This window comes from Streptomyces sp. NPDC054047 (assembly GCF_055585065.1).
This window is the reverse complement of the sequence record NZ_JBVJKV010000006.1, coordinates 348,653-369,597: the sequence shown is the minus strand read 5'-3', so window position 1 is coordinate 369,597 and position 20,945 is coordinate 348,653. Positions and strand designations below refer to the sequence as shown.

Here is a 20,945-nt window from a genome sequence, read left to right as displayed (position 1 = left end):
GCGGTGCGGGGCATGGTTGCCCCACGCCCCGCACCGTCCGCCGCACCGTCCGCCGCCCCGACACGGACCGGCTCGACTCAGCTGGTGAAGAACTCGCTGACCTGCTCCGCGAACTGCTGCGGGCTCGCCTCGTGCACCGAGTGCCCGACCGGGATCGTGATCAGCTGGGTGTCGGGGATCTCCGTGGCCATGTCGGGGATGCGGTCCTGCGGCATGCTGCTGTCCGCGCCGCCCGCCACGATCAGGGTCGGTGCGACGATCTCGCCGAGCCGCTCGGCCCACTCCGGGTCGGGGTCGAAGATCTGGGCGCGGACCGCGGGGGACACGGGCCAGTCGAAGTCGAGGGCGCCCTCGGGGCGCGGGGCCTCGACCATGTCGCGCGGGTAGGGCGGCGGCGTCTCCTCCAGGACGAGGCGCTCGACGCGGTCCGGGTGCTCCTGGGCGAGCAGGTACGCCACCACCCCGCCCATGGAGTGGCCCACCACGCCCACGCGGTCGAGGCCGAGCTCGTCGAGGAAGCCGAGCACGTCGTCGCGCATCAGCTCGACCGAGTACTCGTCCGGCCAGTCGCTCTCCCCGTGCCCGCGCAGATCGAGGGCGTACACCCGCCACTCCTGGCCGAGCAGCTGTCCGACCTGCTCCCAGCTCGCCGAGGAATCGCCGAGCCCGTGCAGCAGCACGACGGGCGCTCCGTACGAGTCGCCCCAGGTCCGATAGGCCAGGCGTACGTCGCCCACATCCACCACTGCGTGATCGTTCATACCCCTGACGCTACAGCGCGTTGCGCGACCCATTGAGCAGTGGCCTAGACCCATGCTAGAAAGCGCTTGCTCTTCGCGTGGCTCCCGCGCCCCTTCCGCCTCTCCCCTCGCCTCCCCTCCCCTCGCCTCTCTCGTGCTCCCCTCCCCCACCACCATCGGAGACCCCATGCACTCTCCTTGGTCCCGCCGCGCCTTCCTGTTCACCACCGGCGGCTCCGCGCTCGCCCTGACGGCCTCGGGCGCGCTGCCCTCCGACGAGGCGGCAGCGGCCCCGGCACCGGCGGCCGACGCGTACGAGACGCTGCGCACCAAGTGGCGCACCTTGATCCTCGGCGAGGGCTTCTCCCCCACCGCCGAGCCCTTCAAGAGCCGACTCGCCGAACTCGGCGCCACCGCGAGAGAGTTGCGCTCCACCATGGCCCCCGCCACGGGCTCCCTGTGGCCGGACGCCTCGTACGCCGATCCGGATCCGGACACCGACCAGGAGTCCTACGGCTACTCGGCGAACGTGGTGACCGGTTACAGCAGGCTCAACACCATGGCCCAGGCCTACCGGCAGGAGGGCACGGGCCTGACCGGCGACGCGGGCCTCAAGGCCGACATCCTCACCGGCCTCGACCATCTCCACACGCAGGTCTACAACGAGAACCAGGCGCGGTTCGGCAACTGGTACAGCTGGCAGATAGGCGCCCCGCAGCACCTCCTCGACGTCTGCGTGCTGATGTACGACCACCTGTCGGCGACCCAAGTGGCCAACTACTGCCAGGCCGTGGACCACTTCGTGCCCGACTCGGCGGTCGGCAGCTACACCGGCACGAGCACCGGCGCGAACCGCGTCGACCTGTGCCGCGTGCTCGCGCTGCGCGGGGTCGTCGGCGCCGACTCCGCGAAGATCGCGCTGGCCAGGGACGCCCTCTCCCCCGTCTTCCCGTACGTGAGCACCGGCGACGGCCTCTACACCGACGGCTCGTTCATCCAGCACACCACCGTGCCCTACACGGGGTCGTACGGATCGGTGATGCTCGGCGGCCTCGGCATGCTCTTCTCCCTGCTGCGCGGATCGAGTTGGGAGGTCACGGACGCCAAGAAGCAGATCGTCTTCGACGCCGTGGAGAAGGCGTGGGCCCCGTTCATCTTCAACGGCCTCGTCATGGACGGTGTGGCGGGCCGGGCCATCAGCCGCGGGCTCTCCGCATCCGACGCGAAGAAGATCCAGGCCGACGACCACCGGCGCGGGCATCCCATCATGTCCGCCGTCGTACTCCTCGGCCAGGGCGCGAGCGCGGCCGAGAACGCGCGCTGGCGCGGCCTGGTCAAGGGCTGGATGCGGCGGGACTACTACAGCCCGCCGCTGGGCGACTCCTCGCTCGGCCTGACAAGTCTGGCCCGTCTCGCGGGGGTCGAGGCCGACGCGTCGGTGACCGCGATCGCCGAACCCACCGGTCACCGCCTGTTTCCCAACATGGCCCGCGCCACGCACCGGCGCCCCGGCTGGGCGGCCTCGATCAGCATGGCCGATCCTCGCATCACGTACTACGAGACGGGCAACGGCGAGAATCTGCGGGGCTGGCACACCGGCTCCGGAATGCTCTATTGGTGGGGCGACACCTACGCCAACGGGCAGTACAGCGACGCCTTCTGGCCCACCGTCGACCCCTACCGGCTGCCCGGCATCACGGCCTCGCGCAAGGCGCTCGCGGACGCGGCGGGCGGCGACTGGGGTGCGTCGATGCCGGACGTGAAGTGGGTGGGCGGCGCCAGTGACGGCCAACGGGCCTCCATCGGGCAGTACGTGAAGGGCCTGCAGAGCACTCTGCGCGCGAAGAAGTCGTGGTTCTGCCTGGACGACGCGATCGTCTGCCTGGGCGCGGGCATCGTCTGCACGGACGGCGCGGCGGTCGAGACGACCGTCGAGAACCGCAACCTCGGCCCCACGGGCACCGCACCCTTCCAGGTGGACGGCGCCGCCAAGCCCACCGGCGCCCCCTGGTCGGCGACCCTCACGGGCGCCAAGTGGGCGCACATCGGGGGCCACGGCGGCTACGTCTTCCCCGGCGGAGCGACGGTGAAGGCGCTGCGCGAGGAGCGCTCCGGCAAGTGGAGCGACATCAACAAGGGCGGCGCCACGACCGCGATCGCCCGCACGTACCTCACGCTGTACGTCGACCACGGCACCGCCCCGACGAACGGGACGTACGCCTACGCCCTGATGCCCGGCGCGAGCGCGGCGCAGACGGCGGCCAGGTCGGCGGAGACCGGCTGGCTCCAGGTGCTGGCCAACTCCGACAGCCAGCAGGGGGTCTCCGTTCCCTCCCTCGGATTCACCGGGGCCAACTTCTGGTTCGGCGGCACGGTGGGCAAGCTCACCGCGAGCGCGCCCTGCTCCGTGCAGATCAGCGAGAAGAGCGACGGCACCGCGGTCGTCTGCGTGAGTGACCCGATGCGCGCGCAGACCTCCCTGACCCTCACCTGGAACCGCGCCGTGTCCGCGGTGACGGCCAAACCCGCCACGGTCACGTCGGCGGTCACCGGCGCCTCCCTGAAGCTGACCTTCGGGGATCTCAGCGGCACGAAGGGGATGACACAGAGGATCACCGTCAGGCTCGGCTGAGGCGAGGGCCGGTGCTCGGTCGCCGCGGCTCCGGAGCCCTTAGCACCGATGCTTTCCGGTCGACCATCGATTCCGATAGAAAATCAGATCAATTGTTTTCGCAGGTCAAGCGGTTGTTCTTGCTTGCACCATCGCTTCCGGTCCACATGTTGGACACCCTTCGCGCGCCCTCCCCTGCCTCCCCCGCCCATCCTGAGCTGCCCGAACAGCCGCCCGGCGACCGCTCAGCGGACACATGCATCCGGAAATCGACCATACATTTGGAGCTCACTCTCCGCACCGGCAAGACTCCCGTCTGCAACCAGCAACACACCCGCAACAAAGGAGACTTGACGTGCGTTTCTTCCTCAAGACGGTGGGCGCCACCGCTGTCGTGGCCGCCTGCGTGATGTCCGGAACCGCTGGCACGGCGCAGGCCCAGCCGCAGGCCGCCTCCGCGAGCCTCTACGCGCCCTCGTCGCTGGTCATGGCGGTCGGCCAGGGCGAAGAGGCGGACACCGCGATCATGCAGCGCGCCGTGACCCTGAACTGTTCGCCCAAGGCCTCGGGGACCCACCCCTCGGCGTCCGCCGCCTGCGCCGAACTGCGCGCGGTCGACGCCCAGTTCGCGCAGCTGGTCGGCACGTCGTCCGGCATGGCCTGTACGAAGGAATGGAAGCCCGTCGTGGTCACCGTCGACGGCGTGTGGCAGGGCAGGCGAGTCGCGTGGTCGCAGAGCTTCGGCAACGACTGCGAGATGCGGGCGAGCCTCTCCGAAGGCGCGGCCCTCACGTTCTGATCGCCATCTGCCGCGCAACCGGCGGTAATTGGGTGGACGCGACCTCGGCCCCGACGGTGGGATGAGGCCTCGACATCCACGACAGCGCCTTGGACGACGCCCTGAGCGATGTCCAAGGCGCTTTGCATGACCGGGGGTTGCCCATGCCATCAGAAGGACCCGACGAGGACCACGAGCCCGATCGCGATCCGACCATCGACACGGACCTGGTCCGCCGGTTGCTAGCGGCGCAGTTCCCCCGGTGGGCGGACCTGCCGCTCACGCCGGTCCCGCTGTCCGGCATGGACAACGCCACGTACCGGCTCGGCGACGACCTGTCCGTACGGTTGCCGCGCTACCGCCGGTGGGTCGGGCAGGTGGAGGCGGAGCAGCGGTGGCTGCCGCGGCTCGCCCCGCGGCTGCCGCTCGCCGTACCGGAGCCGCTGGGCAGGGGCGAGCCCGGTGAGGGCTACCCCTTCCCCTGGTCGGTGTACCGGTGGCTGGAGGGCGAGACGGCCACCACCGACTCGCTCGCCGATCCGCTCGGGGCGGCGGCCGACCTCGCCGGGTTCGTCACCGCCCTGCGCAGGATCGACCCCGCGGGCGGCCCGGGCCCCCGGCTCAGCAACGCCTTCCGCGGCGCACGCGTGGGCACCGAGTGCGACTCCCTGTTCGCCGACTCCCTCGTCCGGTCCAAGATCGCGAAGCTGAAGGTGGCGGGGCTCGTCGACAGCGACGCGGTGACGGCCGTGTGGGACGCGGCCCTCGCGGCACCCGTGTGGGACGGCCCGCCGACGTGGGTCCACGGCGACCTCGCGACCGGCAACCTCCTGGCCGTCGACGGCCGCCTGAGCGCCGTCATCGACTTCGGGACGCTGGCCGTGGGCGACCCCGCGGTCGACCTGCTACCCGCCTGGCTGTTCCTGCCGGACGAGGCCCGCGGCGCCTTCCGCGCGGCGGTCGGCGTCGACGACGCAACGTGGGCGCGGGGCCGCGGGATCGCTCTCGCGGGCTCGCTGCCCGTCCCGGACGACCCGTTCTTCGACGATCCGGCGCGGGTGACGGCGGCGCTGCGGCACCTCGACGCGATCATCTCCGACCACTGACCGGCATCGCCCGGCGAAAGGCACCGGGCGGCCACCGCGACCGGGCAGGTCCTTCGCCCCCCTGTCGATCCGGCCGGTCGCCGTTCGTATGGACAGTGAGAGGCCGGCACGAGACCGGCGACGGGTGCGATTCACCAGGGAGAAGCAGCCATGAACCAGTACTTGATCAGCGTCTACCAGCCCGACGGCGGCGTACCGGCTCCGGAGGTCCTCGAGCCGATCATGCGTGCCGTCGAAGCGGTGAACGCCGAGCTCAGGGAGGCGGGCGCCTGGGTGTTCGCCGGTGGTCTCTTCCCGCCGAGCACGGCGACCGTCCTGCGCGTCAAGGACAGCGAGGTGCTCACGACCGACGGCCCGTACGTCGAGGGCAAGGAGCATCTCGGCGGGTTCACCGTCATCCGGGCGGCCGATCTGGACGAGGCGCTCGCATGGGGGCGCAAGGTGGCCCGCGCCATCACACTGCCCGTCGAGGTCAGGCCCCTTCAGCACGGAACCTGCTAGTGGCGACGGGCTCCCCGGAGGTCACCTCCGAGGTGATCGAGCGGGTCTTCCGTGCGGAGTACGGGCGCGCGGTGGCCGTCCTGGTCCGTGTCTTCGGCGACATCGACATCGCCGAGGAGGCGGTCCAGGAAGCGTTCACCACGGCGGTGCGGCGATGGCCGTCCGCCGGCCTGCCGCCGAGCCCCGCGGGCTGGATCATCACCACCGCCCGCAACCGCGCGATCGACCGCCTCCGCAGGGAGGCGTCCCGCGACGACCGGCACGCGCAGGCCGCGCTGCTGCACGCCCAGGAGCCACCGGCCGGGGAGGGACCCGTGCGCGACGACCGACTGCGTCTGATCTTCACCTGCTGCCATCCCGCGCTCGCCCCCGCCGCGCGGATCGCCCTCACGCTGCGTCTCCTGGGCGGGCTGACCACCACGGAGATCGCCCGCGCCTTCCTGGTGCCGGAGCCGACGATGGCCCAGCGGATCGTGCGGGCCAAGGGGAAGATCCGCGACGCGCACATCCCGTACCGGATCCCCCACGAAGCCGACCTGCCGGAACGGCTCCGCGCGGTCCTCGCCGTGGTCTACCTCGTCTTCAACGAGGGGCACACGGCCAGCGCGGGTGACGCGCTCGTCCGCGACGACCTCTGCGCGGAGGCCGTCCGCCTGGGACGGCTCCTGACCGAGCTGATGCCCGACGAGCCGGAGGCCCTGGGCCTGCTCGCGCTGATGCTGCTCTCCGAGTCGCGGCGCGCGGCCAGGACCACCGCGGACGGCGGGCTCGTCCTCCTCGCCGACCAGGACCGCGACCGGTGGGACCGCGCCCTGATCGCCGAGGGCCAGGAGCTCGTCCGCCGCTGCCTGCGCCGCGATCGGCCCGGGCCCTACCAGATCCAGGCCGCGATCAACGCCGTGCACAGCGACGCGCCGACCGCGGCCGCCACCGACTGGGGCCAGATCCTCCAGCTGTACGACCAGCTCCTTGCCGTGGCCCCGAGCCCGGTCGCCGCCCTCAACCGCGCCGTCGCGGTGGCCGAAGTCAAGGGCCCCGCCCAGGCGTTGCCCCTGGTCGACGAGCTCGCCCTGGACGGCTACCACCTCTTCCACGCCATCCGCGCCGACCTGCTGCGCCGCCTGGGCCGCACCGATGAGGCGGCCCGCGCCTACGACGCCGCACTCACCCGCACGGAGAACGCCACCGAACGATCCTTCTTGCTCGCCCGCCGCCAGAACCTGCCCGAGGCGTGAGCCGAGACTCACTTGGTCGTGGCCCCGGGCCCGGCGGCGAGACCGCTGTCGGCGATGACGCGCTCGACCGTCTCGCGCACGGTGCTGGTCTCGGGGACGATCCGCTCGATGCCCCCGGGGAGGCGATCGCCCTCGCGATACCAGTCGCGTAGGTCGCGTTCGCTGAATTCGGCGGCCTGCGGGCGGCCGGCGTGGCGGCGCAGTGTCTCCGCCAGGGGCACGTCCAAGTAGTAGCAGAAGGCACGGTCCGCGTGGTCCTCGTACAGGGACCGGAGCATGTCGCCGTACCGGGACGCGGTGAGGATGCCCTCGACCACCGTGTGGAAGCCGTGGGCCAGTGAATAGCGCGCGATGGTGTCGATCAGCCCGATGTTGGCCGCGCCCGCGATGTCGTGCTCGCGCAGGATGTCCCGGCGCACCGCGTCCTGCCCGACGACGGCCAGGCCCCGGCCACAGCGGTCCCGCAGCTGCCGGGCCACGGTGGACTTGCCCGAGCCGGAGTTGCCGCGCAGCACGATCAGGCGGGGTGGTTCCTCCGTCACCGTGGGCCGCCCAGCCTCTCCAGGACCCGGGCGTGCAGCAACTCGTACTCCTCGCGGAGGCGGCGGATCTGGGGTGGGCGGGGGATGACGACGCCCCCGGTGACGATCTCCTGCGGGGTGAACTGCTCGCGGGTGAGGTCGACTTCCAAGCCCATGCCCAGGCGGTTCCACCAGTGGTGGTCGGTCCACTCGTCGGCCACGCGCACCTCGCCCCGTATCAGCTCGCCGCCCAGCAGGTCCTGGAGGACCAGCGCGGTGACGCCGCACTGGCCTCGGGCCGGGTTGTCCGGGGGCCGGGCGCGGGAGGAGTCCGACGGGTAGGTGTCAGGTCCCCAACTGGCGCGCACGGCCTTCTCGATGTCGGTGAGGCGAGGCGGGTTCATGGCCGGAATCCTCGCAGCCACCACTGACAACCCCGCCCGCGCTCACCCGCACGCCCTGCCCGCGCGCCCCTCGGCTACGCTGCGTGCCGCGCCGACCCGCTCAGGGAGTCGTCCATGAACCCGCCGAGGGAGTCGTCCATGACCGCGGTCCACGCCCAGGAGATCGGCACCGCCCGCCTGATCCTCGTACCTCTGCGGGTCGAGCACGCCGACGAGATGGCCGACGTGCTCGCCGATCCCGCCCTGCACACCTTCATCGGCGGCTCTCCGGACGATCCGCGGGCCCTGCGCGCCCGCTACCGGCGGATGACCGCGGGCTCCCCCGACCCGGCGGTCTCCTGGTGCAACTGGGTGCTGCGGCTGCGCGACGAGGACCGCCTGGCCGGGACGGTGCAGGCGACGGTCGGCCCCGCCGCCGACGGCGGCGCCGCGCTGGTCGCGGAGATCGCCTGGGTCGTGGGGACTCCCTGGCAGGGGCGGGGCATCGCGGTCGAGGCGGCCCGCGGCCTGGTCGACTGGCTCGCAGGGCAGCCGGACGTGCGCGGCGTCATCGCCCATGTCCACCCCGACCACCGGGCATCGGCCGCCGTCGCCACCGCCGCGGGGCTGACCCCCACGGACGAGCGGCAGGACGGCGAGGTCAAGTGGCAGCGCTCCTTGGAGCGTTGAGCCCGCAGGAGGGGCGCGGGCAACGCCTCAGCGTCGGCCGTGGAACGTACGGCGCAGGTCGCCCACCCAGCCCTCGGGCATCTCCCACGGGATGAAGTGGCCGCCGCTCTCGTGCGCGTTGAGGTTCACGTGCCGGTACCAGTCGGCCCGGTCACCGGCGAGCCAGTTCTGGATCCGCTCCTCGGTGGTGGTGACTCCGGGCGGGTTCTCGTGGCCGACGAAGGTGAGGCCGGTGGGGGCCTCGACGACCGGATGCCGGTCGTGCGAGGGCGTCCACGGGTAGCGGTTGGCGTTGGCGTAGTAGCGCACCGACGTGCCGATGGTGTTGTTCACCCAGAAGATCATGGCGTGCGTGAGGAGATCGTCCTTGGAGAAGACGCTCTCCACGTCGCCGCGGTTGTCGCTCCACTTGTCCCAGCGCTCCAAAATCCAGGCGAGCAGTCCGACCGGTGAGTCGCTGAGCCCGTAGGAGAGGGTGCTGGGACCCAGGACGTGGACGGCCAGGTGGGCGGCGAAGCGCCTTTCCAGGGAGAGCAGTTGGCGGTGGGCGGGCTCGGGCAGGCCCTCGGGGATCGGCTGGCCGCCACTGAGGTCCCAGCCCCGGTCGCCGTTGAAGAAGTCGAGCTTCTGGCCGGAGCCGATGTGGATGCCGTGCAGCTCGTCGGCGTACTTGTGGCCGAGCTGACCGGCGACGAGGGCGCCGATGTCGCAGCCCCCGGCGGCGTACTTCTCGTGGCCGAGCGTGTCGGTCATCAAGGTGTGCCAGAGGTCGGCGACCTTCCAGAAGTTCATGTCGGGGTGGTCCGCCAGCGGGGCGGAGAAGCCGAAGCCGGGCAGCGAGGGGACGATGACGTCGAACGCGTCGGCCGGGTCGCCGCCGTACGCGGCGGGATCGGCGAGCGGGTCGACGACCTTGGACCAGTGCCAGAAGGTCCAGGGCCAGCCGTGCGTGAGGATGAGCGGGGTGGGGGCGGGGCCGACGCCGGGCCTGCGCATGAAGTGCACGGGCACGCCGTCGACGCTCACCCGGTAGTGCTCGTAGGAGTTGATGGCCGCTTCGGCCTTGCGCCAGTCGTAGTGGTGCAGCCAGTACTCGGCCAGCTCCTGGAGGTAGCCGCGGCGCACTCCGTAGTACCCGTCGTCGTTGCCCGCGTCGTCGGGCCACCTCGTCAGCCGCAGCCGCGTCCTGAGGTCGTCGAGTACCGCGTCGGGGACGTGGATCGGCTCGGGTGTCAACGGGAAGCGCGCTGCGGCTGACATGAGGTTCCTTCCGAAAGGTCCCGGCCACCGGCGATCGCCCGCCGGTGGCCGACGGATCAGTACGGGCGGTCGCCCGCGATCGCGACACGTTCGGCCACGCGACGGTGCGGGGCGTAGTCGTCGACCGCGTAGTGCTGGGTGGAGCGGTTGTCCCAGAAGGCGACGTCACCGGCCTGCCAGTGGAATCGCACCTGGTACTCGGGGACCTGGGCCTGGCGGACCAGGTAGCTCAGCAGCCGGTCGCTCTCCGCCCGCTCCATGCCCACGATGTGCGTGGTGAAGGAGGTGTTGACGAAGAGCATCTTGCGCCCGGTCTCCGGGTGCCTGCGCACGACGGGGTGGGTGACCGGCGGGAACTGCTCCTGGAGCGGGATCAGCTTCTCGGGCCCGTAGAAGCGGGCGAAGCCGGGGATGAAGTCGTGCACCGCGCGAGCCCCCTCGATGCGTGCCTTCACCTCGTCGGGGAGGTTGTCGTACGCGGCCGCCATGTCCGCCCACATCGTGTCGCCGCCCACCGGCGGCACCTCGCGCAGCTGGAGGACGGCGCCGAGCGCGGGGCGCTCGCGGAAGGTGACGTCGGCGTGCCAGACGTTCTCGTACGTGGGGGTGGCGCTGCCGCCCTTGTCGAACCGGACGACGTCGTCGGCCGACCCTCGCGCGAGCAGCGGATTGGTCTCCAACTCGCCCCAGTTCAGGGCGAAGGCGCACTGCTGCTCGGAGGTGATCTTGGCGCCCCGGAAGAAGAGCACCTTCCACTCCAGAAGGGCGCGGCCCAGCTCCTCGCGCAGCGCGGGAGTGAGCGGCCGCGCGAGGTCGACGCCACGGATCTCGGCGCCGATGAGCCGCCCCTGGGGGACGACGTCGATCAGTTCGTACGGGCGCTCTTCCCAGCCCTCGGGTACGCGGCGCAGGGTTCGGCGGCCTTCGTACATGCCGTCGGCGGGTACGCGGGCCTCGCGGAGCGTGGGAGAGGCGGCGGGAGCAGCGGAGGAAACGGCAGGGGAAACCACGGCCATGGTGATCCTTCAGTGGCGAGTGAGCGGGTGGCGGTACGGAGACGGAACTCCGTGGTGGCTGGAGACGCATCCCCGGGCAGCTAGCGACCCGATCGCTCGCACCCGCACCGCCACGGGACCCCGAAGGTCCTCACGGCGGCGGTCAGGTGCTGGATCATGCACGCCATTGTGTATGGCTATGCCTTGCGGAGCAAACCCCCGTACTCGTAGATCCCCTTGCTCTGCTCGGTGGCGCCCAGGTAGGGGGCCAGGTCCTCGTGGACCGGGGCGAGCGGGGGCTGGTCGGCGTCGGGGCGCCAGTCGACCAGGTTCACCAGGCCGGGCTCGACCGGCTCCAGGCCGTCCAGGAACGCGTCGAGCTCGGCGGGGGTGCGGGTCTGCCAGGGGACGCCGCCGCCGGAGATGTGCGCGCTCATCGCGGCGCCGCGCGCCGGGTCGTCGGCGACGACCTGCGAGAGGCCCAGGTAGCTGCCGGGCGCCGCCCGGTCGATGATCGTGCGCAGGACGCGGCGGGGGCCGTCGGCGTCGGTGAGGTGGTGCACCACCGAGAGGAAGAGCACCGCGACCGGCTCGTCGAAGTCGATGAGGCGGGTCATGTCGGGGTGGCCGAGGATGGCGTCCTGGTCGCGCATGTCGCCGTTGATGACGGTGGTGGTGGAGTCGTCGGCGAGCAGCGCTCTGCCGTGCGCGAGGACGATCGGGTCGATGTCGACGTAGACGACGCGGGTGTCGGGTGCGAAGCGCCGTGCGACCTGGTGGACGTTGTCGTCGGTCGGCAGGCCGCAGCCCATGTCGATGAACTGGCGGATGCCCGCCCGGGTCAGATGGCGCACGACCCGGAAGAGGAACTCGCGGTTCTGCCGGGCGATGTCGACGCACTCGGGGAAGTCGGGCAGCGTCCGCAGCAGGAAGTCGCGGTCGACCGCGTAGTTGTCCTTGCCGCCGAGCATCCAGCCGTAGGCGCGTGCCGACGTCGGCACGTCGAAGGGTATGGACATCGTCTCGGGCTGGTCGTCTGCGGCCACCACGCGTTCTCCACCTCTCCCAGAGGGACATGGGTTGCTCGGTCGCGGCGACACTATCCGGTGGCGTTCGGCCGGGCGCACCCGGGACCGGATCACCAACAAGCTTGCCGATAAAGGCGGTTGAGTGCCTCACACCACCGCCTGCATCCGGCGTGCGATCCGGGCGTGGTCCCGCAGCGCGTCCGCGAGACCGGGCAGGACGGGCTCGCCCCGGTCCACCAGGACGCGGCCCGCCACGACCGTGGTCCACGCCCGCGCGGGCCCGCAGCGCAGCCAGGCCTCCACGGGATCGCTCAACGCCCCGGCCAGCGCGACCTCATGGAGGTCCCAGACGACGAGGTCGGCGCAGGCACCGGGGCGCAGATGCCCCAACTCGTCCGCGCGGCCCAGGCATTGGGCGGAGCCGCGGGTCGCCATGTCGAGTGCGTCGCGCGCGGTCATCGCGGTGGGCCCGCCGCGATAGCGGCCCAGGAGCAGCGCGGCGCGGGTCTCCATCCACAGCGACGCGTGGTCGGTCGACGCGGAGCCGTCGCAGCCGATGCCGACCGGCAGGCCGAGCTCGCGCATCTCGCGTACGCGGGCGGTACCGCCGCCGATGAGCATGTTCGAGCTGGGGCAGTGGGCGACGCCGACTCCGGCGGCGGCCAGGCGCCGCAGTTCGCCGTCGTCGGGGTGGATGCAGTGCGCGACCCAGGTGCGGTCGCTCATCCAGCCCGCGTCCTCGAAGTACTCGACAGGCCGGCAGCCGTAGACCTCTTGGCAGTAGGTGTCCTCGTCGGCATCCTCCGCGAGGTGGGTGTGCAGGCGTACGTCGTGGCGCTCGGCGAGCTCGGCGGTCGCCGTCATCAGCTCCTTGGTGACGGAGAAGGGCGAGCAGGGCGCGAGCGCGACGCGCACGAGCGCGCCGGGTGCCGGGTCGTGGTGGGCCGCGATCAGCCGCTCGCTGTCGGCGAGGACCTCCTCGTCGGTCTGGGTGACGCTGCGCGGCGGCAGGCCTCCGTCGTCCACGGAGCGCGTCATGGAGCCGCGGGTGGCGTGGAAGCGGAAGCCGATGTCGCGGGCGGCCCTGATCTCGGCGTCGATCAGGTACGGGCGGGGATGGACGTAGAGGTGGTCCATCGAGGTCGTGCAGCCGCCCATGAGGAGTTCGGCCATGCCGACGTACGCCGAGACGTGGACGGCTTCCTCGTCGAGCGCGGCCCACAGCGGGTACAGCGTGGTCAGCCAGTCGAAGAGGGAGCCGTTGACGGCGGGCGCGTAGGAGCGGGTGAGGTTCTGGTAGATGTGATGGTGCGTGTTGACCAGACCGGGGGTGACGAGGCGCCCGCCCGCGGAGACGGTCCGCCGGGCCTCGGGCTCGCCGCCGGGGCCGCCGACGGCGCTGACCCGGCCGTCGGTGAGCGCGACCCAGCCTCCGGGCAGTTCGCGCTCGCCGTCCACGACGAGCAGTGAGGCGTCCTTCACAAGGAGATCAGGAAGAGCGGGGGTGACGTCCGGGTTGTGCGGGACGTGGGGACGCGGATCGTGGGGCACAGTGAACCTCCGGCAGAGGGGCGCTACTTGACCGACCAGTCGCGTGGCCCACTCGTGCGCCGCGCCACCGGGGCACCCGCCCGCCGCCGAGGCGGCCACATGCCGCATGATCGAGGCATCGGGCGTTGTGCACCAGCGGTTCCGTCCCATCGGCGAGAACACCACCCGTACGCGAGATACGTACCACCAGAGAGGACCTCCCCATGGAAGACCGCTTCGACGTCGTCGTGCTCGGAGCAGGACCCGGCGGCTATGTGGCCGCCATCCGCGCCGCCCAGCTGGGCAAGCGGGTAGCGGTCGTCGAGGAGAAGTACTGGGGAGGTGTCTGCCTCAACGTCGGCTGCATCCCGACCAAGGCGCTGCTGCGCAACGCCGAGCTGGCCCATCTGTTCACGCACGAGCAGAAGACGTACGGCATCAAGGTCGACGGGAACGTGTCCTTCGACTACGGCGAGGCGTTCAACCGCAGCCGCACGGTGGCCGACGGCCGCGTCAAGGGCGTCCACTTCCTGATGAAGAAGAACAAGATCACCGAGTTCGACGGCCGGGGCACGTTCCTGGACGCGAACACGCTGCAGGTCGCCAAGTCGGACGGCTCCACGGACACCATCACGTTCGAGAACTGCATCATCGCCACGGGCGCGACGCCGAAGCTGCTGCCCGGCACGCGGCGCTCGGAGAAGGTCGTGACGTACGAGGAGCAGATCCTCGCCGACTCCGTGCCGCAGTCCATCGTGATCGCGGGCGCCGGCGCCATCGGCATCGAGTTCGCCTACGTCCTGCACAACTACGGCGTGAAGGTCACCATCGTCGAGTTCCTCGACCGCATCGCGCCCCTGGAGGACGCGGACGTCTCGACGGAGCTCGCCAAGCAGTACCGCAAGCTCGGCATCGACGTGAAGACCTCGACCCGCGTCGAGTCGATCGACGAGTCGGGCCTGCAGGTCAAGGTCACGGTGACCGGCAAGGACGGCAAGCAGGAGGTCCTGGAGGCGGACAAGGTCCTGCAGGCCATCGGCTTCGCGCCGAACGTCGAGGGCTTCGGCCTGGAGGCGACGGGCGTCGCGGTGACCGAGCGGGGCGCGATCGACATCGACGGCCACGGGCGGACGAACGTGCCGCACATCTTCGCCATCGGTGACGTCACCGCGAAGCTGATGCTCGCGCACACCGCCGAGTCCATGGGTGTCGTGGCCGCCGAGACGATCGCGGGCGCCGAGACGATGGAGCTCGACTACCCGATGATCCCGCGCGCCACCTACTCCCAGCCGCAGATCGCCAGCTTCGGCTGGACCGAGGCGCAGGCGAAGGAGAAGGGCTTCGACGTCAAGGTCGCCAAGTTCCCGTTCATGGCGAACGGCAAGGCGCACGGCCTGGGCGACACCGTCGGCTTCGTCAAGATCATCAGTGATGCGCGGTACGGCGAGATCATCGGCGCCCACCTGATCGGCCCGGACGTCACCGAGCTGCTTCCCGAGCTGACCCTGGCCCAGCAGTGGGACCTGACCGTGCACGAGGTCGCGCGCAACGTCCACGCGCACCCCACGCTCGGCGAGGCGGTCAAGGAAGCGGTGCACGGCCTGGCCGGACACATGATCAACTTCTGATGACCAGCTGCTGACGGCAGGCGGGCGCCCTCGGGCGTCATGGCACGCGGGTGCCCCCGGGCGTCATGGCACGCGGGCGCCCCCGGGCGTCACGGCACGCGGCCGCCGTCGGACGTCCCCGGGCGCATCCCGCCCTTGCGCCGAACGGCTCAAGTGGCGGGGCCGCCCGGTCCGGAAGATCCTTGGTCAGTACGCTCTGTTACGCCTCGGGGGCGAGGGAGGCAGCAGCCGATGTTCTCTGGCCTGGGCCGATTCGTGGTCCGTCGCCCGTGGTGGATCATCCTGGCGTGGGTCGTGGCGGCCGGCGCCGTGATCTCCCTGGCGCCGAAACTCACCTCCAGCAGCGACGAGGCGAGCTTCCTGCCGGACCATTACGAGTCCATCCGCGCGGCGGACGTGCAGGAAGCGGAGTTCCCCAAGCAGCAGAACGTCGGCGCGATCATCGTCTTCCAGCGCTCGGACGGCGGAAAGCTGACGGCGGCCGACTCCGCGGACGTCACCCGCGTCTCCAAGGACCTGCAGGCCAGGAAGATCCCCGAGGTGCAGGCGGTCGTGCCCGGCGCGGTCTCGCCCAACAAGCTCGTGCAGACGTCGGTCGTCGCGATGCCCAAGCTCACCAACCCCGAGGACACCGCGCAGCAGGACGCCGTCAAGGACCTGCGGTCCGATCTCAAGCCCGAGCTGAAGGGCACAGACCTGTCCGCCGGAATCACCGGCTCCGCCGCGCAGGCGCTCGACGAGAGCGACGCGTCGGAGCGGGCCGGACTGCTCGTCGGGGTCGGCACGATCGTGATCATCATCGTGCTGCTCCTGGTGATCTTCCGGAGCCCGATCATCGCGCTGCTTCCCGTGGTCCTGATCGGCCTCATCTCGCCGATGGCGACCGGCCTGATCGCCTCCGCGAACAAGGCCTTCGACATGAAGGCCGACTCCTCCATCCAGGAACTCCTCACCGTCGTCCTGTTCGGCGTCGGCACGGACTACATCCTGTTCCTGCTCTTCCGCTATCGAGAGGCGCTGCGGGCGGGCGAGGATCCCAAGGCCGGCATGGTGCACGCCGTCGAGCGGGTCGGCGAGGCGATCACATCGGCGGCGGGCGCCGTCATCGTCGCCTTCGCCGCCCTGACGCTCTCCTCGCTCGGCATGCTGCGCTCGATGGGCCCGGCCCTGGCCATCGCGGTCTTCGTGACGCTGCTCGCCGGACTCACGCTGGTCCCCGCCGTCGTCTCGCTGCTCGGCACCAAGGTGTTCTGGCCCTCGAAGTCGTGGCAGCGGGAGCCGCAGGGCACCGGCTTCGCCCGCCTGGGCACCTCCATCGCCCGCAAGCCCGCCGTCTGGGCCCTGGTGTCGGCGCTGTTCATGGGCGCGCTGACGCTGGGCGCGCTGGGCTACCGGGCCAACTTCGACCTCGCGGGCTCCTCGCTGCCCAAGGACAAGGAGTCCATGGTCGCCCTGGACGACCTCCAGAAGGGCTTCCCCGCGGGCACCACCGACCCGACCTTCGTCTACCTCACCTCGACGGACGACGGACCGCTCCCCGCGGCGCGCACGGCCGCCTTCCGCGGGCAGCTGGACGACGTCCAGGGCGTGGGCGAGGTCTCCGCGCCCCGCCTGAGCACGGACCGTACGACGGCGTCGTTCTCCGTCGTCCTCTCCGATCCGCCCGCCTCCGACAAGGCCCTGGAGACCGTCAAGGACCGCCTGCGCCCGATCGCCCACGACGACGCGCCGACCGGCACCGAGGCACTGGTCGGCGGGACGACGGCGGTGTACGTCGACATCAACAAGGCCGTGGACCGCGACTACTCGGTGGTCTTCCCGGTCGCCGCGCTGGCCATCATGGTCATCCTCGGCCTGCTGCTGCGCAGCCTGGTCGCGCCGTGGTACCTGATGCTGTCCGTCGCCCTCGGCTTCGGCGCGACCCTGGGCGCGACCTCGCTGCTGTTCCAGCAGATCGGCAGCCAGCCCGGGTTGATGTTCATGCTGCCGGTGATCATGTATCTGTTCGTGGTCGCCCTGGGCACGGACTACAACATCCTCATGGTCTCGCGGCTGCGCGAGGAGGCCCGCGAGGGCCGCACCCCGCACGACGCGGCGGGCACGGCGGTGCGCCACTCGGGCCCGACGATCGGCTCGGCGGGCGTGATCCTGGCGGGCACGTTCGCGACGCTGATGCTCGCGGGCAACTCGACGCTCTCCCAGATGGGCTTCTCCTTGTCCTTCGGCATCCTCATCGCCGCCTTCGTCATGGCGATGATCTTCACCCCCGCGCTGACGGCCCTCATCGGGCACGCGGCATGGTGGCCGGGCCACGGCGACCAGCAGCGCGACGCGGGCGCCACCCGCCACCACGGGGACGAAAGGCCGGACGGGGACGGCGAGTTGGACGAGGACGGAGTGCGCCGCTAGCCCCCGCCGCTACTCGCTACCGCCCCGCGCCCTTGCCGTAGGCCGCCGAGAGCGCCTGGGAGTCCGCGTACGACGGCAGCCCCTCCGGCACGGCGCCACCCCGGGCGATCGAGCGAGCCGCATCGACGGCTCCGTGCAGGGCCGCGCGGAAGAGCAGCGAGCCGCTGCTCACCCGGCGCACGCCGAGCTCCGCAAGACGCCCGAAGGTCAGGGCGCCGGGCGCGAAGAGGATGTTCAGCGGGACGTCGAGCACGCCATCGACCAGTGCCGCGATGGCCTTCTCCTCCTGGAGGCCGGGGACGAACACACCGTCGGCGCCCGCCTGTTGGTAGGCCACCGCCCGGCGCTCGGTCTCGCCCGCTCCCCCGGCGCGCAGCCAGTACGTGTCCGTGCGCGCGTTGACGAACAGGTCGGGGGCCGCCTCCTTGAGCGCGCCGATCAGCTCGCACTGCAGAGCCGTGTCGGCCAGCGTCCCGTCCGGGCGCCCGTCCTCGATGTTCACGCCCACGACACCCGCCAGGGCCAGCTCCGCCGCGAGGTCCGCGACGTCCTGGGGCCGCTCGCTGAAGCCGCCCTCGATGTCCACGGTGATCAGCGCGGGCAGCCGGGCCAGGCCGCGGGCCAGGCGCAGGGTCTCCTCCCGGGTCTCGCCCGTGGCGTCCGCCTTCCCGGCGGCCACCGCCACGCCGAGGCTGGTGGTGCCGATCGCGGGGAAACCGCCGTGGGCGAGCGCGGCGGCCGACGCGTGGTCCCAGGCGTTGGGCAGCAGCAGGGGTTCGCCGGTGCGGTGCAGGGCACGGAACTCGGCGGCTCGATGTGCGTACGTCATGCACGCACCGTAGCCGCGCGTCGATTCGGCCGCCGCCGAAACGTCCTGGTCGGCGCGGGAGGGCAGCGGCGGCCGTGCGCGCTCTTTCGACGACGCACCGAATTCTTCGCGGCGTAGTGTCGAGAACGGGTCGTCCGCTCCGACGTCCCCTGTGAGAGTTGCCCACAAGGGGTGACCACCGCACAGTCGAGGAGCGACATCATGAAGTATCTGGTGATGGTTCAGGGCACGCAGGCGGACTACGAGGCGCAGAGCGGCAAGGCGAACGCGACCAGCCCGGCGTGGAGCGAGAAGGACCTGCAGGCGATGTTCGCCTTCATGGGCGCGCTCAACGACGACCTGGCCGAGTCCGGCGAGATGGTCGAGGCACAGGGCCTGGCCGAGCCCTCGCAGACCCGGCTGGTCGACGTGGACAAGGAAGGCCGCCCGGTCATCACGGACGGCCCCTACGGCGAGACGAAGGAAGTGCTCGCCGGGTACTGGGTCCTGGACTGCGAGAGCCTGGACCGGGTCACGGAGATCGCCAACCGCATCCAGACGTGCCCGATCCCCGAGGGCGCGCCGAACTACCCCGTGGTGATCCGCCCCATCATGGGCGGCCCCGACGAAGCGTCCTGAACGGCACGGCCGTGGTCGAGGACCTGCTGCGCCTGCACGCGCCGCAGGTCCTCGGCGCGCTCGTGCGCCGCTACGGACACTTCGGCGAGGCCGAGGACGCCGTGCAGGAGGCGCTCATCTCCGCGGCGCGGCAGTGGCCCGAGCAGGGCGTTCCCGAGAACCCGCGCGGCTGGCTGATCAGGGTCGCGTCGCGGCGCCTGATGGATCAGCTGCGCAGCGACGAGGCGCGGCGCAGGCGCGAGGAGGAGGCCGCCCAGCTGTCGCCCCGGGACGCCTTCACGGCGCCCGCACCGGGCGAGAGCCGCGCGCCGTCCGACGACGACACCCTGACGCTGCTCTTCCTGTGCTGCCATCCCGGGCTGAGCCCGGCCGCGCAGGTCGCGCTGACGCTGCGCGCGGTCGGCGGTCTGACCACCGCCGAGATCGCCCGCGCCCATCTCGTGCCCGAGGCGACGATGGCGCAGCGGATCAGCAGGGCCAAGGCGAAGGTCAAGGGGGTGCCGTTTCGCCAGCCGGGCCCACAGGACCGTGACCAGCGGCTCGCGGTCGTCCTTCAGGTGCTCTACCTGATCTTCAACGAGGGCTACACCGCGACCTCCGGCAGCGCCCTGCACCGCGCGGACCTGGCGCGCGAGGCGATCCGGCTGACCCGGTCCGTGCGCACCCTGCTGCCCCGGGACGGCGCGGTGACCGGGCTGCTCGCGCTCATGCTGCTCACCGAGGCCCGCAGCGCGGCCCGCACCGGCCCCCACGGGGAGCTCATCCCGCTCGACGAGCAGGACCGCTCGCGCTGGGACCGGCGCGCGATCGAGGAAGGTTCGGCGCTGGTCGAGAAGGCCCTGTCCCAGGGCCCGGCCGGGGTCTACCAGTTGCAGGCGGCCATCGCCGCGCTGCACGACGAGGCCGAGCGCGCCGACGCCACCGACTGGCCGCAGATCCTCGCCCTGTACGACATCCTCGTACGCCGCTCTCCCGAACCCATGGCCGAGCTCAGCCGGGCCGTCGCCTTCGCCATGGTGCACGGGCCGCGCGCGGGTCTCGCCGAAGTCGCCGCGCTGGAGGACCGGCTGGCGGGCCATCACCGGCTCGACGCGGTGCGCGCCCATCTCCTGGAGCGGGCGGGCGAGACCGAGGAGGCCCGCGCCGCCTACCAGTTGGCGGCCAAGCGTACGCTGAGCATCCCCGAGGTCCGCTACCTGCAGATGCGTGCGGCCCGCCTGTTGTCCCCCTGAGCACGGAGAACGAGATGATCAGCGTCCCAGCGGGTGAGGTGACGCTGTCGGACCGGCGGACCCGGCGCAGGTGGCCGGTGGAGGTCGCGGCGTACGAACTCGCGGCACACCCCGTCACCCAGGAGCGGTACGCGCAGGTCACCGGCGAGCGGCCGAGCACCGCGACCGGCGACCGGCTGCCGGTCGAGGGGGTCTCGTGGCTGGACGCGGTCCGTTTCTGCAATGCCCTGTCCCTGCGGGAGGGACTGACTCCCGCCTACCTTCTGGGCTTCGATGAGGACGCCGAGTGGGACGAATCCGCCGACGGATTCCGGCTGCCGACCGAGGCCGAGTGGGAGTACGCCTGCCGGGCCGGGACGGACGGCGCGCGGTACGGGCCGCTCGACGAGATCGCCTGGCACGGCGGCAACGGCTCGGGGCGCATCCATGAGGTGGGCGGCAAGCAGCCCAACGCGTGGGGCCTGCACGACATGCTGGGCAACGTGTGGGAGTGGTGCTGGGACCTCTACGACCCCGAGGTGTACGGCACCTACCGGGTGCTCCGTGGCGGCGGCTGGTTCGACGAGCACTGGAGCTGCCGGGCCTCGGTGCGCCGCCGCAGCCATCCGACGTTCCGGATCGACGACGTGGGGTTCCGCGTCGCACGGACCCCCGCCCGTTGAATCCTGCACGTAACGCAGCTCACAGCGACAAGGCCCCGACCTGGGAACACCAGGTATTGGTTCACCGTTGAACAGTACGTAGGTCCCGATCGCGATTCCCCCGTCCGGTCGGGGCCTACCTCTATTTCCGATCGGACATGTCCATCCCGTTCCGTTTCACGCCTTCGAGCGCGAATATGCCAACCGCAC

The 20,945-nt window shown here is 71.4% G+C and carries 19 protein-coding genes; 11 read left to right on the top strand and 8 right to left on the bottom strand.

Features of this window, described 5'->3' with window-relative positions:
• Positions 1-77: 77 nt before the first annotated feature.
• Positions 78-761 carry an alpha/beta fold hydrolase gene (locus ACZ6ZP_RS24095; RefSeq protein WP_361466951.1) on the bottom strand — a complete coding sequence of 228 codons (684 nt, stop codon included), beginning with the start codon at positions 759-761 and terminating at the stop codon, positions 78-80.
• 166 nt (positions 762-927) lie between these two features.
• On the opposite strand from ACZ6ZP_RS24095, the gene ACZ6ZP_RS24090 reads away from it, so the two are divergent.
• From ACZ6ZP_RS24090 to ACZ6ZP_RS24070, 5 genes are all read left to right on the top strand, one after another.
• Positions 928-3,372, top strand: coding sequence for a polysaccharide lyase 8 family protein (locus tag ACZ6ZP_RS24090; RefSeq protein WP_469408314.1), 2,445 nt, complete (start codon positions 928-930; stop codon positions 3,370-3,372).
• Positions 3,373-3,706: 334 nt separating this feature from the next.
• Positions 3,707-4,150 (top strand): SSI family serine proteinase inhibitor, encoded by a 444-nt coding sequence (locus tag ACZ6ZP_RS24085; RefSeq protein WP_351164360.1) that lies wholly within the window; start codon positions 3,707-3,709, stop codon positions 4,148-4,150.
• Positions 4,151-4,293: 143 nt separating this feature from the next.
• Positions 4,294-5,235, top strand: coding sequence for an aminoglycoside phosphotransferase family protein (locus ACZ6ZP_RS24080; RefSeq protein ID WP_469408311.1), 942 nt, complete (start codon positions 4,294-4,296; stop codon positions 5,233-5,235).
• Positions 5,236-5,385: 150 nt separating this feature from the next.
• Positions 5,386-5,736 carry a YciI family protein gene (locus tag ACZ6ZP_RS24075; protein WP_366464307.1) on the top strand — a complete coding sequence of 117 codons (351 nt, stop codon included), beginning with the start codon at positions 5,386-5,388 and terminating at the stop codon, positions 5,734-5,736.
• Entirely contained in the window at positions 5,736-6,971 is a 1,236-nt protein-coding gene (locus ACZ6ZP_RS24070) for an RNA polymerase sigma factor (protein WP_469408310.1), read from the top strand. The genes ACZ6ZP_RS24075 and ACZ6ZP_RS24070 overlap by 1 nt, the downstream gene beginning before the upstream one ends.
• An 8-nt stretch (positions 6,972-6,979) precedes the next feature.
• On the opposite strand, the gene ACZ6ZP_RS24065 is transcribed toward ACZ6ZP_RS24070, so the two are convergent.
• A complete protein-coding gene (locus ACZ6ZP_RS24065) occupies positions 6,980-7,513 on the bottom strand; it encodes an AAA family ATPase (protein ID WP_469408308.1) in 534 nt (177 codons plus the stop codon).
• A complete protein-coding gene (locus tag ACZ6ZP_RS24060; RefSeq protein ID WP_469408307.1) occupies positions 7,510-7,896 on the bottom strand; it encodes a YunG family protein in 387 nt (128 codons plus the stop codon). Before ACZ6ZP_RS24060 ends, ACZ6ZP_RS24065 begins: the two co-directional genes overlap by 4 nt.
• A 114-nt stretch (positions 7,897-8,010) precedes the next feature.
• Here ACZ6ZP_RS24060 and ACZ6ZP_RS24055 point away from each other — a divergent pair, with 114 nt between their 5' ends.
• Entirely contained in the window at positions 8,011-8,565 is a 555-nt protein-coding gene (locus tag ACZ6ZP_RS24055; RefSeq protein ID WP_469408305.1) for a GNAT family N-acetyltransferase, read from the top strand.
• Positions 8,566-8,592: 27 nt separating this feature from the next.
• On the opposite strand, the gene ACZ6ZP_RS24050 is transcribed toward ACZ6ZP_RS24055, so the two are convergent.
• From ACZ6ZP_RS24050 to ACZ6ZP_RS24035, 4 genes are all read right to left on the bottom strand, one after another.
• Positions 8,593-9,825, bottom strand: a complete 1,233-nt coding sequence (locus ACZ6ZP_RS24050) for an epoxide hydrolase family protein (RefSeq protein ID WP_469408303.1) — start codon at positions 9,823-9,825, stop codon at positions 8,593-8,595.
• Positions 9,826-9,881: 56 nt separating this feature from the next.
• A complete protein-coding gene (locus ACZ6ZP_RS24045; protein WP_469408301.1) occupies positions 9,882-10,841 on the bottom strand; it encodes a TauD/TfdA dioxygenase family protein in 960 nt (319 codons plus the stop codon).
• A gap of 176 nt (positions 10,842-11,017) precedes the next feature.
• Positions 11,018-11,866 (bottom strand): SAM-dependent methyltransferase, encoded by an 849-nt coding sequence (locus ACZ6ZP_RS24040; protein WP_383821637.1) that lies wholly within the window; start codon positions 11,864-11,866, stop codon positions 11,018-11,020.
• Positions 11,867-11,995: 129 nt separating this feature from the next.
• The gene (locus ACZ6ZP_RS24035) at positions 11,996-13,399 is read right to left on the bottom strand and encodes an 8-oxoguanine deaminase (RefSeq protein ID WP_469408300.1); all 1,404 of its coding nucleotides are present in this window, start codon (positions 13,397-13,399) and stop codon (positions 11,996-11,998) included.
• 203 nt (positions 13,400-13,602) lie between these two features.
• Here ACZ6ZP_RS24035 and lpdA point away from each other — a divergent pair, with 203 nt between their 5' ends.
• Positions 13,603-15,006 carry a dihydrolipoyl dehydrogenase gene (lpdA, locus tag ACZ6ZP_RS24030; protein WP_469408298.1) on the top strand — a complete coding sequence of 468 codons (1,404 nt, stop codon included), beginning with the start codon at positions 13,603-13,605 and terminating at the stop codon, positions 15,004-15,006.
• 231 nt (positions 15,007-15,237) lie between these two features.
• Positions 15,238-17,415, top strand: coding sequence for an MMPL family transporter (locus ACZ6ZP_RS24025; protein ID WP_366464312.1), 2,178 nt, complete (start codon positions 15,238-15,240; stop codon positions 17,413-17,415).
• 16 nt (positions 17,416-17,431) lie between these two features.
• On the opposite strand, the gene ACZ6ZP_RS24020 is transcribed toward ACZ6ZP_RS24025, so the two are convergent.
• The gene (locus tag ACZ6ZP_RS24020; RefSeq protein WP_399980867.1) at positions 17,432-18,244 is read right to left on the bottom strand and encodes an isocitrate lyase/PEP mutase family protein; all 813 of its coding nucleotides are present in this window, start codon (positions 18,242-18,244) and stop codon (positions 17,432-17,434) included.
• A gap of 201 nt (positions 18,245-18,445) precedes the next feature.
• On the opposite strand from ACZ6ZP_RS24020, the gene ACZ6ZP_RS24015 reads away from it, so the two are divergent.
• From ACZ6ZP_RS24015 to ACZ6ZP_RS24005, 3 genes are read left to right on the top strand one after another with little or no spacing between them, the layout of a single operon-like run.
• A complete protein-coding gene (locus ACZ6ZP_RS24015; RefSeq protein WP_351164341.1) occupies positions 18,446-18,862 on the top strand; it encodes a YciI family protein in 417 nt (138 codons plus the stop codon).
• Between the two features lie 11 nt (positions 18,863-18,873).
• Complete coding sequence (locus tag ACZ6ZP_RS24010) at positions 18,874-20,094, top strand: RNA polymerase sigma factor (protein WP_469408295.1); 1,221 nt, start codon at positions 18,874-18,876, stop codon at positions 20,092-20,094.
• Between the two features lie 14 nt (positions 20,095-20,108).
• Positions 20,109-20,756, top strand: a complete 648-nt coding sequence (locus tag ACZ6ZP_RS24005) for a formylglycine-generating enzyme family protein (protein ID WP_383821276.1) — start codon at positions 20,109-20,111, stop codon at positions 20,754-20,756.
• Positions 20,757-20,945: the final 189 nt, after the last annotated feature.

Coding starts and splice junctions, on each gene's coding strand:
- ACZ6ZP_RS24095 (WP_361466951.1), bottom strand. CDS start 761: ATGAACGATCACGCAGTGGTGGATGTGGGCGACGTACGCCTGGCCTAT.
- ACZ6ZP_RS24090 (WP_469408314.1), top strand. CDS start 928: ATGCACTCTCCTTGGTCCCGCCGCGCCTTCCTGTTCACCACCGGCGGC.
- ACZ6ZP_RS24080 (WP_469408311.1), top strand. CDS start 4,294: ATGCCATCAGAAGGACCCGACGAGGACCACGAGCCCGATCGCGATCCG.
- ACZ6ZP_RS24075 (WP_366464307.1), top strand. CDS start 5,386: ATGAACCAGTACTTGATCAGCGTCTACCAGCCCGACGGCGGCGTACCG.
- ACZ6ZP_RS24060 (WP_469408307.1), bottom strand. CDS start 7,896: ATGAACCCGCCTCGCCTCACCGACATCGAGAAGGCCGTGCGCGCCAGT.
- ACZ6ZP_RS24055 (WP_469408305.1), top strand. CDS start 8,011: ATGAACCCGCCGAGGGAGTCGTCCATGACCGCGGTCCACGCCCAGGAG.
- ACZ6ZP_RS24050 (WP_469408303.1), bottom strand. CDS start 9,825: ATGTCAGCCGCAGCGCGCTTCCCGTTGACACCCGAGCCGATCCACGTC.
- ACZ6ZP_RS24045 (WP_469408301.1), bottom strand. CDS start 10,841: ATGGCCGTGGTTTCCCCTGCCGTTTCCTCCGCTGCTCCCGCCGCCTCT.
- lpdA (WP_469408298.1), top strand. CDS start 13,603: ATGGAAGACCGCTTCGACGTCGTCGTGCTCGGAGCAGGACCCGGCGGC.
- ACZ6ZP_RS24025 (WP_366464312.1), top strand. CDS start 15,238: ATGTTCTCTGGCCTGGGCCGATTCGTGGTCCGTCGCCCGTGGTGGATC.
- ACZ6ZP_RS24020 (WP_399980867.1), bottom strand. CDS start 18,244: ATGACGTACGCACATCGAGCCGCCGAGTTCCGTGCCCTGCACCGCACC.
- ACZ6ZP_RS24015 (WP_351164341.1), top strand. CDS start 18,446: ATGAAGTATCTGGTGATGGTTCAGGGCACGCAGGCGGACTACGAGGCG.
- ACZ6ZP_RS24005 (WP_383821276.1), top strand. CDS start 20,109: ATGATCAGCGTCCCAGCGGGTGAGGTGACGCTGTCGGACCGGCGGACC.